This window comes from Coprococcus intestinihominis (genome assembly GCF_040096555.1).
Classification (GTDB): Bacteria; Bacillota; Clostridia; order Lachnospirales; family Lachnospiraceae; genus Coprococcus_A; species Coprococcus_A intestinihominis.
Window position 1 is genome coordinate 1 of the sequence record NZ_JBBMEK010000079.1, and the last position, 12,524, is coordinate 12,524.

The 12,524-nt window shown below is 39.6% G+C and carries 15 protein-coding genes and 3 pseudogenes; 4 read left to right on the top strand and 14 right to left on the bottom strand.

What is annotated here, in order from left to right; translation table 11 throughout:
* Window positions 1-94: 94 nt before the first annotated feature.
* Genes WMO25_RS07855 through WMO25_RS07865 form a run of 3 tightly spaced genes read right to left on the bottom strand, consistent with a single transcriptional unit; the run spans window position 95 to window position 1,520 of the window.
* Window positions 95-280, bottom strand: coding sequence for a DUF6440 family protein (locus tag WMO25_RS07855; protein WP_117659205.1), 186 nt, complete (start codon window positions 278-280; stop codon window positions 95-97).
* A gap of 36 nt (window positions 281-316) precedes the next feature.
* Window positions 317-1,063 carry an alpha/beta hydrolase gene (locus WMO25_RS07860; RefSeq protein WP_349084856.1) on the bottom strand — a complete coding sequence of 249 codons (747 nt, stop codon included), beginning with the start codon at window positions 1,061-1,063 and terminating at the stop codon, window positions 317-319.
* A 31-nt stretch (window positions 1,064-1,094) separates the two neighbouring features.
* Window positions 1,095-1,520, bottom strand: coding sequence for a GNAT family N-acetyltransferase (locus WMO25_RS07865; RefSeq protein WP_055053942.1), 426 nt, complete (start codon window positions 1,518-1,520; stop codon window positions 1,095-1,097).
* A gap of 247 nt (window positions 1,521-1,767) precedes the next feature.
* Between WMO25_RS07865 and WMO25_RS07870 the strand changes: the two genes are divergently transcribed.
* Genes WMO25_RS07870 through WMO25_RS07880 form a run of 3 tightly spaced genes read left to right on the top strand, consistent with a single transcriptional unit; the run spans window position 1,768 to window position 4,378 of the window.
* Window positions 1,768-2,610 (top strand): helix-turn-helix domain-containing protein, encoded by an 843-nt coding sequence (locus WMO25_RS07870; RefSeq protein WP_349084858.1) that lies wholly within the window; start codon window positions 1,768-1,770, stop codon window positions 2,608-2,610.
* The gene (locus WMO25_RS07875; protein WP_349084859.1) at window positions 2,597-4,045 is read left to right on the top strand and encodes a leucine-rich repeat domain-containing protein; all 1,449 of its coding nucleotides are present in this window, start codon (window positions 2,597-2,599) and stop codon (window positions 4,043-4,045) included. The genes WMO25_RS07870 and WMO25_RS07875 overlap by 14 nt, the downstream gene beginning before the upstream one ends.
* A 15-nt stretch (window positions 4,046-4,060) precedes the next feature.
* The gene (locus WMO25_RS07880) at window positions 4,061-4,378 is read left to right on the top strand and encodes a hypothetical protein (RefSeq protein WP_349084860.1); all 318 of its coding nucleotides are present in this window, start codon (window positions 4,061-4,063) and stop codon (window positions 4,376-4,378) included.
* Here WMO25_RS07880 and WMO25_RS07885 read toward each other — a convergent pair.
* From WMO25_RS07885 to WMO25_RS07895, 3 genes are read right to left on the bottom strand one after another with little or no spacing between them, the layout of a single operon-like run.
* Complete coding sequence (locus tag WMO25_RS07885; protein ID WP_349084862.1) at window positions 4,361-4,846, bottom strand: DNA-directed RNA polymerase subunit alpha C-terminal domain-containing protein; 486 nt, start codon at window positions 4,844-4,846, stop codon at window positions 4,361-4,363. The genes WMO25_RS07880 and WMO25_RS07885 overlap by 18 nt on opposite strands.
* The gene (locus WMO25_RS07890) at window positions 4,843-7,101 is read right to left on the bottom strand and encodes an ATP-binding protein (protein ID WP_349084863.1); all 2,259 of its coding nucleotides are present in this window, start codon (window positions 7,099-7,101) and stop codon (window positions 4,843-4,845) included. Before WMO25_RS07890 ends, WMO25_RS07885 begins: the two co-directional genes overlap by 4 nt.
* A 13-nt stretch (window positions 7,102-7,114) precedes the next feature.
* On the bottom strand, window positions 7,115-7,411 hold the full coding sequence (locus WMO25_RS07895) for a hypothetical protein (protein WP_349084864.1): 297 nt from the start codon (window positions 7,409-7,411) through the stop codon (window positions 7,115-7,117).
* Window positions 7,412-7,901: 490 nt separating this feature from the next.
* Here WMO25_RS07895 and WMO25_RS07900 point away from each other — a divergent pair, with 490 nt between their 5' ends.
* Window positions 7,902-8,333, top strand: a complete 432-nt coding sequence (locus tag WMO25_RS07900; RefSeq protein WP_349084865.1) for a hypothetical protein — start codon at window positions 7,902-7,904, stop codon at window positions 8,331-8,333.
* A gap of 154 nt (window positions 8,334-8,487) precedes the next feature.
* Here WMO25_RS07900 and WMO25_RS07905 read toward each other — a convergent pair.
* The 8 genes and pseudogenes from WMO25_RS07905 to WMO25_RS07940 all read right to left on the bottom strand — a co-directional run.
* Window positions 8,488-8,657 (bottom strand): annotated as a pseudogene (locus tag WMO25_RS07905) (desulfoferrodoxin family protein); the annotation flags it as partial.
* A 6-nt stretch (window positions 8,658-8,663) separates the two neighbouring features.
* Complete coding sequence (gene rbr / locus WMO25_RS07910; protein WP_256292718.1) at window positions 8,664-9,206, bottom strand: rubrerythrin; 543 nt, start codon at window positions 9,204-9,206, stop codon at window positions 8,664-8,666.
* An 18-nt stretch (window positions 9,207-9,224) separates the two neighbouring features.
* Window positions 9,225-9,845: pseudogene (locus WMO25_RS07915) on the bottom strand (flavin reductase family protein); the annotation flags it as partial.
* Window positions 9,838-10,244: pseudogene (locus tag WMO25_RS07920) on the bottom strand (Fur family transcriptional regulator). The pseudogenes WMO25_RS07915 and WMO25_RS07920, both read right to left, overlap by 8 nt.
* 127 nt (window positions 10,245-10,371) lie before the next feature.
* The gene (gene yaaA / locus WMO25_RS07925; RefSeq protein WP_256292713.1) at window positions 10,372-11,121 is read right to left on the bottom strand and encodes a peroxide stress protein YaaA; all 750 of its coding nucleotides are present in this window, start codon (window positions 11,119-11,121) and stop codon (window positions 10,372-10,374) included.
* Window positions 11,121-11,576 carry a thioredoxin-dependent thiol peroxidase gene (gene bcp / locus WMO25_RS07930; RefSeq protein WP_024854727.1) on the bottom strand — a complete coding sequence of 152 codons (456 nt, stop codon included), beginning with the start codon at window positions 11,574-11,576 and terminating at the stop codon, window positions 11,121-11,123. The genes yaaA and bcp overlap by 1 nt, the downstream gene beginning before the upstream one ends.
* Before the next feature lie 3 nt (window positions 11,577-11,579).
* Window positions 11,580-11,789: a DUF6219 family protein gene (locus tag WMO25_RS07935; protein ID WP_168934311.1), complete on the bottom strand. Its 210-nt coding sequence runs from the start codon at window positions 11,787-11,789 to the stop codon at window positions 11,580-11,582.
* A gap of 313 nt (window positions 11,790-12,102) precedes the next feature.
* Window positions 12,103-12,524, bottom strand: a 422-nt coding sequence (locus tag WMO25_RS07940) for a DDE-type integrase/transposase/recombinase (protein ID WP_349084867.1), incomplete at its 5' end; no start/stop codon positions are given.

Genomic DNA, 12,524 nt, shown 5'->3' on the forward strand with positions numbered 1-12,524 from the left:
CAGTCAGTAGTCTTATTGTACTCTGAGGTATTTTCAATTTTCAACATCCACGCTTTTTATTATACAGGAAGCTCCTTTACTACAACTTTCGATTTTACTTTGTAACTATGATTTTTCCTTCTGAATCCAGAAGAGGTGTAATAGCCGCTCCATATCCAGATTTCCAACAAAGATAGTTAACCCCAGTCTCCTTATCTACAAGGATTTGGCGAACTCCTTCATCCTTAAGCTGACTTCCGTCTCTAAATGTAACTTCAAATCTTTCTTCTTTCTTTGCCATGTTTATTTCTCCTTTTTTCAAGCGTTAAATTCAAAATTACCTTCGCTTTACTATTTCTAATAGTTTTCTCACATAATCATCTGCGTGGTTTATTGAAAATTCTCCATGATGCATATTAGGAAGAACTTGTATAAAACTATCCTGCAATTTTTCATGAATGATTTTAGCAGATTTTTTCATTGATTGCTTTTCTTTTTCTCCAACATAAATTTGAACGGTTGCTTCACACTCTCCAATGCCATCTTTTAGTGAATATACTGAGTTTTCCTGTAAAAAGGCAATCATATCACTCTTTCTAATAGCACAAGTATCTTTGTAATATTCATCAAACAAATTCGACTTTATTCGTAGTGATTTGAATTGCAATTTTGAAAACCACTTATACTTTATTAAGCCATAGCAACTTCCAAACGCCGGTTTAATCATAGAATATGTAAATTTTGAAGGTATCACAAGTACACTTTCCACTATTGCATACTTACATATATCTTTGCGTTGAGATAAAATTTCAAGCAAAATCTGCCCTCCAAGCGATAGTCCTCCCATCATTAAAACAGAACCGCCCAATTTGCTATTTACAAATTCTATAATATCCAAAGCATTATTCTCTATCGTTGTAAACTGCTTATCACATCCTGCATGACCATCTAATATAGGCAAAACCACATGATAATCTGTTTGAAGTCTTTCAGCAACCTCTTTGTAATTCCACCATGATAAACCGCCTCCGTGTAAGAGGATAATTACATCGCTGTTTTCTTTTCCATATTCTACATAATTCAACCTCTTTCACCTCGCTGTAAACTTCCGATTTCTATTTTCGTTTCCATAGCATAGTGTACTCTTTTTCACCAGTAGCTTCATCCAAGCCTTCACATTGAATAATGAACCCTTCTCTTTGGTAAAAAGAAATTGCTCTGGCATTCTTCTGGTATACATTTAATCGTAAGCTAACTTTTTTATCCTTAACATAATCTAATAAAAGCTTACCTATGCCACATGACTGCATTTCATCGGAGACAAAAATACCTTCTATATATTTATCATTTAGTCCTACAAATCCTTGTATCATTTTATCTGCTTCAAACACATAAACTTCGTATTGTGACATCATTTCTTTTACTAATTCATAATTACTTTTCCAGTATTGATTGGAAATAAAATAATGTGCTTTCAGATTTGTCTTTAACCATATGTCAGCAACTCTATCGATATCTCCGTTCAGCAACTTTCTAATCATAACAAATATTCTCCACAACTACATCCTTTATGCTTTTCTCTTTTATCCATTCTATCACAAGCTCACCATTAATCATCAATTTTTTGATATTTTTTCTTTTCCCCTACTGCAAAACAGCATCTGAGCGTTTCGTTATATAGAGTGGTATCTGCGAAATATTAAATTTCCGCTTGACATTAACCTATATTGGTGGTAAATGTATAGATGCAGTTAATCACCAATTTGGATTATTTGGAGGCGGACTCAAATGAGCTTGTATCGCACAATAATTCCCAAGTATACATTTATTCCATATGACTTTCCTACTTCTAGAGATGGAAAATATCATTGTCTGCTTGATGATGGGCAGATTTTGAGGTCTAGAAGGGAACAACTCGGTCTATCAGTTTATCAGGTTGCTGAAATGGCGGGTATACAATTCAGTCAATATCAGCGTCTCGAATCAGGGGAACGTTCCTTTTCCGGATGTTCTATGAAAATTGGACTCTCTGTGTGTGCCGTTCTTTTGCTTGACCCTTTTGAGTTCTTCGACGTCAATGTTAAACAGCCAAAACCGGATATCATGATGCCACATGAGGTTTTTGACGGACTCCAAGATGAAATGCCACGCCCCAAAAAAGTTGGTAGAAAGCCTATTAGGAGGGACATTATGACTGTATACTTTAATCACCCATCTTTTTCAATCATCATCCCCCGCGAAGTATTAGTGGCTCTCGGCAAGCCCGCATATATCCAAATGATGTGGAATCTTAACGAAAAACGGCTTCTGCTTCATGTTATAGATTCTGACGCAGAGCAAGCATTTGATATTCCACCTCATCTTTACGATAGTTGTACCGCTCTTGCTTTTCCTCGTGCTGCTATATTTTCAGAGCTAAAAGAAGGACTTGGGTGGGATACCGAGCTTTATGCAGCGGAATGTCGGATTGTCTATGATAAAACCAATGAACTTTTTATTCTCTGCGATTTAAACACCGCACAAAAATCCGAAAAAATAGTGGGACCTTTTGCTATTCCGACATGCATTGATGATGGCATGGATGATGACGAAATCTTAGATGAGGATGGTGAAGAAAATGAAGAGATATAAAGTGACAGTCCCGAATCGTCATAATCTCCCGCAGTCATTTGGTGTGAATGAATACGATGATCATATTAAACTGAGTGCCTATCTATCCAATAACATAAATAGTGTAGATATCCCTACGCAGATATCCGAGAAGCCGGTGACGGTAGTCGGAGCCGACTGTTTCTTCAATCATGGAGAAATCACAGAAATCAGTTTCCCGGATACTCTGACCAATATAGAGGCACAGGCTTTTGCTATGTGCAAGGGGATCAAGGAATTGATTCTTCCCGGCAGCATCAAAGAGATTGAAAGTTATGCATTTCGTGACTGTACGGGCCTGAAGAAGATTATTCTTCCTTCCAGTCTTAAAACATTGAAGCAAGGAACATTTGCGTTTACCTATTTACCGGATGATGTAAAGATTACTTTAAACGAGGGGCTCGAAACTATTCAATCCAAAGTTTTCTCCGGAGGAGGGGTTAATTTAGGCTTCACTGTAAAGTTGCCGTCTACTGTCAAACAGTTGGCTGACGACGCCTTTGATCCTGAAATTAGGGTAATCCGCATTAACTATGATAAGCACATTCCTCTACAACACTCTGTAAAAGCCGCACAGGTTATACGAGAAGCTATATCTGAGAGTGATCTGAATGACCACATTGATACAAGCATCGATTTGCTCCGTAGAATTAGGCAAAAGTATAACTTAGGTCTTTTGAATGATCACGAATGCGAAAAGCTTTTCTATGAGGAGTTTTACAAAGGCTTTTTCGGATATCTAAAAAGCAAAAGACTTAAAGCCAAAATATGCGATAACAATTGGAACCTGTTCATAAAAGATTACAACCTTTGGAGAGAAGGAAACACTACTCCATCCAACGCGAATGAGTCGTGGCTATTCTATGTTGATTCTGAGCCAGCCAGCCAGACAGACAAAACATGCTTTTTCAAATTGATGGAGTCTTATTCTGTTCCTCTTGCATACTTCAAGCCTATTTCCGATAACTGCGTTTTTCCAAGTCTTCACTACGATATGTATGGGACGTATATGGCAGGGACGGTCAAGTTTGAATTAATTGATGATAGTGGCCTGTACACATGTAATAATCCGATAGACAAGCAATTTGTTTTAACCGATAAGACCGGCCTGAAAGCGTATATAGCTGTAAATAGACCTGCTAAAAAAGATGAACTACATAATCTTATGGCTACTGCGTTTGTCGGAACCGGTACGATTGATGGATATACAAGTTCTCGAGCCCGTGAGATTTACATCTCCATTAAGGAACAACAAACAGTATGGTTTTGGTTTTCTGTTGGGAGCGATGATCTTGATGTCCTCCATCACTTTCCACTTTGGGATTCCTACAACGCTTTTGAAACAGAGCGGCAGGAGAAAATACATGAGCACATTCTTAATCTAATGTATCGAATCGATAATGAAAGCCATGAATGAAACGGAGGACGAAGAATGTACAGATTTGACTACTCTTTGGACGATTATCTCCGTGTAACCGATAATTGCGCCAATCACGTTAAAATGCTCCTCCAGACCCGCTATGATGAACTGGAGCATATTCGTGAAGCTATCAATGATCGTTATCCATTCGAAGATCTGCTTCTGAAACAAGCCGAAGTGGATGATGAAAAATTTCTAATTCACAGACTTTTGGAATATTTGGATTCATGCGTTCTTGAGCGAAGGGAATTCCGAAGGGAAATGTTTTCAGATGCCGCAGGAAGTGCAACTGGTACAACAGATGATAGCGGATCAAGAGAGCCAGTCTGAAAGCCACTTTTCTTTGTCCTCATCTGTTAAGTGGCTTGAAAAATTGCACGTATTTCTCGATTCTCCATAATCATTTATCATGGGCTCTTGATAAATGTTTCGACCAGCAATTACCTCCCACAGAGTAAGCAACACTTCTTTCTTGCATCTTCCTCCCAGATTTCGAATGCGAGAAAGTGGGCCAAACTCCAATATATCACGAACTGTGTGTATTCCAGCACGTTTCAAGCAATTTGTGCTACGAACGCTCATGTCCAGTTCCTCCACAGTCATACTCATTACGTTTTGATCGACCTCAAAAATAACCCCTTCAATGCTATCTCTAAACTCCATAATCTGACACGCCATTTCCTGCTGCCTTGACTTTACAATATCACGGAAATTCGGGCAATACTTGTTTAGCCAGGCTTCGGACTCTTCCTGCGTTTCACATTGTTCAAAATCATCCAGGGATTCTCCTCCTATCAAATTGCTTTTTTTAATTCCTGCCTGCGGACGGACCACTCTTCAAGGAATGCTGGTATCACTAGGTGAGAGCGTTCTTCCATAATCTTTTGAGGATTGTTCAGAAGATTCAGGATTTCTGAAGAGGTCAGCGCGCGCACATCCATGTAGGGCTTTACAAGTCGTTCGATGCTGCTCTGTTCAATGTAAGCTGCAACAGCTTCGCCATCTTTCTGCATCTTCGGCTTATCAATCGTTAAAGTGAACGGAGCTGTTTGTCGCCCATCTACGCTCAATGTAGTTATGGCATTGAAAGCATCAAGTCTCGCCAAATTCACTTTCATATTTGGATCGTCAAAACGAACTGCTGCCGTAAGTGCATCTCTGGGAGAAAGACGAAAAGCGCTGAAGTTCGCAGAATTTGCCTCCAGAGCATCACGAATTTCAGCCGTCAGTTGACCCGTATGCTGATGACATAGCACCATAGCCAACCCGAACTTTCTAGACTCCGCCAGCATTCTTGGCATAGGATTCGTTTGGAACAAAGCAGCCTCATCTACCACCACAAAGTGCGTTTTGGCCCGCTCATGCCGAGCCATGGCAGCATTCCATAGCTTCATAAGTAGAAGCGTTCCAACAATCCGAGCTGCGTGAGTACCGATATTGGGAGATGCCAAATCAATCAGCGTTACCGTATCGGTATCGATTGAATTCGTGAAGTCTAAGGCATTTGCCCCAGCCCCTAAAGTCTTACGTAGCTGCTCTACAGAGATAAGCCTTTGAAACTTGCACAAATACCAATTGAGCGTTGCCTGAAAATCATTGCTTTTGTCTGTGCCATATTCCTGCTTAATAGTCTCCACAAGCTCAGGGTAGCGGTTGGCGATTGCTTTACTTACTTTCAACATATTATCCTGGCTCTGGGAAATAACTGCAATGCTCTCCAAAGAAGCTCTTCTGCCGAGGAAGGCAATTGACGCCTTAGCAAATGTTGAGAACCACCGTTCCCAGCGTGGTCCGACGAAACATTCTCCCGGAGGGTTGAAAATATCTCCGAAGAGCTCGCATAGATCGCTAATATTCCGTTCTTCCTTGGACGGATCATCACTGTCCCAAATATTCAATGGTACCGGATGCTCTGCGTCACCGATTCGGACAACTCGCACACGTTCAGCATACTGCTTTGGAATCATTCTGAGAAGCAAGTCAATAGTACTTCCGTGCGGATCAAAAAACGTCAGACCATGACCCTTTTCGATTGCACTCAGAATGAGCTTCGTAAGGAGTGTGGATTTGCCCGTTCCAGTTTGCCCAACGATCTGATAATGGCGTTTTATATCTGTTTCACCGATGGTAATCCTCCTACAAATACCTGCAGTATCGACTGCTTTGCCAATTTCGACTGCGCCATGGCTCTTAGTGTTCCGATGGCTTGCAGGTATCTTCTTTACGGGTTCTTCACAAACCTGAAGACCAATAGTTGTTTCATGGATTTCAGGTTCCATCATTAGAATTCTGGCTGCATAGTCGGGTAAGACCTGGGCCTCAAATAAAGGATTTCTCCAAATTTCTTCAGCTTTCTGGGTTTCAATATCACCGACATATCTACACTTGGCCCCTTGAACTGCCTCCTCCAATACTGTCTTTAAGCGAATAGAAGGAGAAGTAGGAAGAAGGAGGAGGACTCGCATTTTTACCGGTCTCCCTAGGTAGTCCCTAACTGAAATACCATTCACATCATAACTATGCAGCGTGTTCTTGCGGCAGAAAGTCTGTTCCTCGTCTGTAGCCGGACCTAAGACAACTCGCATGACGGCTCCAGTATCTCGCAGCACGCTGACGAGCTCAGCAAATATTCCGGAGTAATGTGTTGGCCATTTAGAAATGCTATCATCTTTAGTGGTAGGGGTTCCACAGTTAAAGCCAATAATCGCTCTTGTCTGTCCTGTCTCTGTTATAGGAAGATAGACCTCATATAGCTGTGTTAGACTGGAGACAGAGGTTTTCAAGACTCTCTTGACAGTTTTTCCGGTCTTTTCAGCACACCATCTTAGTTCTTTCTCCGTAAATTCTTCTGAACCAAAGAGACTAAGAATCGCAAGACCCTTTGTTGGAATCTCAATCTGCCAGCCAACGAAGCTTTCTTCATTCATGACAGATGCACACTTCACCATTCGGGAAGACATTCTCTCAGAAAGCAGCTTCTTTCCTTCACTCTTTATAAGGCTCTCCAAACGGACAGCGACTGCTGTGTTGTTGGGATAGTAATTACTCTTCATCTGTAGCACCTCCTTAGCAGGCTTCACGTTCTAACATATAATCATTGATAACGGACACGAGATGTTTAGTCACTTCATAAAGTCCAGAGAATCCCGTTCTACCAACATGGAAGCAGCCAAGGGAGGCCGGAGTCCAGCGACGAACATCATCTATTGCTACTCCGTCTTTAAGGAGATCATATAGCAACCCGTTATGTCTATGATATATGAGATATTCACGCTGGCCGGAGAAATCGAGATAGATATTGAATCCGTCTCTGTTTCCATTGTTAACTGCGCACACTCTAATGTTTCTGTTATTTTTCTTCATTTACTGATACCTCCACATCACAGGACTTCGTTTTTCTCCTATTGCATTAAACGTAGCCTGCTAATGTTTATCGTATTTGAAATATCATTTTTGCACGTGATGGCGGCGCCCCGATTGTCTTCAGCCGCAATCGGTCGCTGTTGCCGAACTCTACGCCCCGGCAACCGGGCGATGACCACAATATGAAATTGTCAAGGTGCAGGTGGAAAACAAAAAAAGCCGATGCTCTGATAAACAACCAAATGGGTAGACTTTCCCTCCGGGAAATCATTTAGTCACTTATCAGAGCATCGACTCTAAACATTTTTAATTTGTGACGAAATTATATCATAGGCTGGTGCTTTTGTCAACAGGTGAATTTAAAATTATAAGCCATTTATGATAATATCCTAGTATACCACATATGAAAATGTCCCAGATGTGGTAAAATATCCTCCATACGACTTATAACGAACAGGAGGAGATCAATATCAGAAAGGTAATACTCACAATGGATGAACAGATAAAATACGAAGTAATCAAATCTCTGGCAGATCACCCGGATGGCAATAAAGGGCGCAAACCAGCAACGACTATCCCTGATGAGACACGCAGGTCCATCGTTGATCTCTACCGCACCAAATATTATGATGCAATCTTCCGCCATTTCTCCGAGTTACTGGAAAAGCATGAACAGATCACGATATCCCCCTCTTCTGTTGCCAATATTCTGGAAAGCGAATACATTCTTTCCCCAAAGGTAACAAAAGCCAAGAAAAAGCGGATCAAAAAAGAGCTGGAAAACAAAAAGAAAGCTGCCAAAAACCAAAAGGAAGCGGATACCATACAAGCCAATCTGATCGCCGTCGAAGATGCTCAGGCATGGAATGCGGGTTCATGCTGTCAATATTTTAATCATCACCGAGTAAGATTCCCAAAGTAAAACAGCCCCGGATTTACGGGGCTAATGTTTCACTTATTTTAGGACATTTTCAAAAATGCTTGACATGCCAAAAGAGCTCATTATCTGAGCTCTTTAACAACGCTATTTCGCTTTGACTTATTACATTTTGGACATCCCTGCCCATTGTTTCTATACCGTCTAGTATATATACCGGTACATGCTTTTCAACTGCGGCATCTGTTACTCCGGCTTTCAGTTCCGGCATCAGCTCTCCACAACAAATTACAGGTACACCTTTGTCTTTACCTTTTCAATAATGTTTCCACAATGCTTACATACATAATATTTTACTTCCTTGTCTATTCTCCCTCAATAATTCTCTGCGCGTACTTCAAAATAACTCTGCGGATGATTGCATACCGGGCATACCTCTGGAGCCTTTGTTCCGACTACAATATGTCCGCAGTTACGGCATTCCCATACCTTAACTTCGCTCTTTTCAAATACCTGTGAAGTTTCGATATTCTTAAGAAGTGCACGATATCTTTCCTCATGGTGCTTCTCAATCTCACCTACTGCCCTGAATTTTGCTGCAAGCTCAGGGAATCCTTCTTCCTCAGCTGTTTTAGCAAAGCCATCATACATATCTGTCCACTCATAATTTTCACCTTCTGCCGCTGCCGCCAGGTTTTCCTTTGTATCACCAATTCCTGCTAATTCCTTGAACCACATCTTTGCATGTTCTTTCTCATTATCTGCAGTCTTTAAAAACAATGCTGACATCTGCTCGTAACCTTCCTTTTTCGCTACAGAAGCAAAATAGGTATACTTATTTCTTGCCTGTGATTCCCCTGCAAATGCCTCCTGTAAATTCTTCTCTGTCTGTGTTCCTGCATATTTGTTTGCTGCCATCTCTTTTACCTCCGTTTTCTTTACTACTTTTTCAAAATCTGATGCCGGGTGCTTGCACAAAGGACATATAAAGTCATCTGGTAATTCCTCGCCTACATATTCATATCCGCAAATTCTGCAACGCCATATTGTCTGACTGTCCTTTGTTTTTCCAACCTCCTGTGGCTTAGGCTTAATATTATTCTGATAATAATCATATGTTACTGAAGGAACATTGCTTAAAACTTCCATATCGGTTATCTCACCGATAAACATCGTATGTGAACCCAAGTCCTCTGTTTTAGTAACTGTCACAGAAATGTATGCATTTGTACCTTCTGTAATATAATAAATACCATTTGTGCCCCTGGCACACTGCTCAAATGCTTCAAACTTATTGGTATCTCTTCCTGATTGGAAGCCAAAATGTTTGAACAATTCAAATTGTGCCTTCTGACTTAAGACTGATACAGTAAATTTTCCGGTTCTTTGAATCATATCATGCGTATAATTTGCCTTATTTACACAGATACTTAACTGGTTTGGTTCCGAAGCTGCCTGAATGGCTGTATTAATGATGCATCCGTTATCTTTTTCTGCTTCTTTAGCGGTCAATATAAACAGTCCATAACTCAACTTATACATTGCTTTCCTATCCATGCTGTTCCTCCTTTACCTTCTCCCTGCATTTCGGGCAAATGACTTTAAATGAAATATCATAATCCACAAATTCAATTCCATGAGTGTTATGAATTCTTTCCAGCAAATCCGGTATTTGATCCATATCCACATCAAAAATTTCACCGCACTTTATACATCTTACATGGTAATGATTTTTCAATATAAAATCAAATCGGTTCGGTCCATCCGGAACTTCAATCTTTTTAATGCACCTTCCTCTACCAATATATCAAGATTTCTATATACAGTTCCTTTTCCAATTGTTGGATATGCTTCTTTTATAAATTCATACACTTCATTTGCCGTAACGTGTCTTCTCATTTCGTATACGGCATTTCTTACAAGATCTTTTTGAATGGTATTTCTCCTACTTGTCATTCGTCCTCCTTATTAGGATTAGTTCTTAATAAGAATTATATACCACTCTTATCCTGTTGTCAATAAAAATAGTAATAATTATCATTATTATAAAAACTGTCAAACTGAGCATCTTTTACCTGAATAACTATTTTATTTTGCGTTCAAATACATATTCTGAATCTGAAGATAAATCAGACCTAAACGAATATCCGAGTCTGTCAAATTTCTGAATCTCCACCGGATTTTCAATATTATTTTCCGCTATGAATCTGACCATTTCACCACGAGCCATCTTGGCATAGGTACCTTTTGTTACCAATTTATCTCCGAATAACTCACAAAATACAATCGTAATATATCTGTCCTGTGGTGTCAGATACTTTTCTATACCTTTTGAGTATTCTTTTGATGCAAGATTAATGATAATCCTACTGTCATCGATTACTGAGCGGTATAACAATTCTCCCCAGTACTCATACAGATTTTTTGCATCTCCAATTCCAACCTTTGCCTGCATTTCAAGACGATAAGGAGTCACACCATCCATTGGTTTTAAAATGCCATAAAACGCAGACAAGATTCTTAAATGATTTTGCAAATACTCAAACTGCTGGATTTCAAACACAGATGGTGCCATATATTGAAATGCAATCCCTTCATATGCTAAAACAGCCGGAGTAAGCCTGTTATAAAGATCCATATTTTCCAATCTGTTAAAGTTCTGCTCTGCAATCTTGTCATTACATTTCCAGATAGCTTTCAGTTCTTCTTTTGATTTGCTTTTCATCCAGTTTAATACTTCTGCTGTCTTATCAATATAGACAGGCAGTTCAACCGGTGCTAAGTTATCGGTATCTACAATCATCTTTTTTGCAGGTGATAAAATAATCTTCATTATGCCAATTCCTTAAGCATATTTTCAGGATCATCTGCCGCCTTGACTTTATCATTTGCCTTTATAATTATTCCCTGCTCATCAATAAGATATGTAGTTCTTACTACACCCATAGATACTTTTCCATAATTTTTCTTTTCTTTCCAGACATCATATGCTTCAATAACTTTACGCTCCGGATCTGCTAATAGCGTAAATGCCAGTCCGTATTTTTCTTCAAATCTCTTGTGAGACGCTACAGAGTCCTTGCTTACTCCGAGAATAACAGCTCCCTTCTCAGTAAACTGTGGATAACGCTCAGAAAAGCCACATGCCTGCTTCGTACATCCTGGTGTGTTATCCTTTGGATAAAAATATAAGATCACTTTTTTTCCTGCATAATCGCTTAATTTATGCACTTCTCCGTTCTGATCCGGCAATTCAAAATCCGGTGCTTTTATTCCTAACTCTAACATTTACTATTCCTCCGCTTTTGTATTTTCCACCTGTTTTCTTGTTCTTTTATTGCCTGAAATCATTTTATGACCAGAATAGACTGCCATAATCATGCATATCAGAGAGCCAAATGCAAAGTATTTGTGTGCTGCTTTTAGCCCCTTATATCCTGTATAAAAAGTTCCAATCATTGTGATTAAAGCTACTACTGACCAATATTTATGTGCTTTCATGTAATTTCTCCGTTTTTCAGTGTATTCAATTCTAATTATACGCTACCACATTCCTATGTCAATTTGATAATGGAATCTTCCTATAAAATTTTTCAGAATATCAAGGTTAAAACTATGTATTGTTATCATTGAATTTTTCTTTGAAAAAATCTGACAAAAAGCTTTCTTTCAAGAGATTACTATTTAATCTCTTTTCCATCTATATATAGTTGAAATTTATCAGGATTATTAACAACATCATAGTCCTTTCCATATTCTATAGGTCTGATATTGTCAATATTGGTTGACACATTTATCTCAAAGATATCACTGCCTATGCAGCCAGTCCCAGAGATTGGTAGTATCTCTGGCGCTTGATCATCGGAGGAAGCCCACCGTTAGCAGAGCAGATCCTCCTGTTATTCCAGTAACTGATGAAATATCTCCAAATGAGAACCTTCAGTTCCTCTGTGGTCATAGTTTCCGTATTGTAGCGGTCATAGAGAAGCTCGCTTTTCATTCTGGCCCACATGCTTTCGCATCGGGCATTATCGTGACACCTGCCACCAGCACTGTTCATGCTTTGAATAATACCGTATTTTGCCAGAGCCTTACGATAGGTTTCACTGGTATATTGTGTTCCTCTGTCAGAGTGTACAATAGCCCCTCGCAGATCAGGATATGCCAGATAGGCATTATCCAGGGTATGCTCGCACAAAGTTGCTTTCATGTTGCTTTCCATTGCCAGACCAAGGA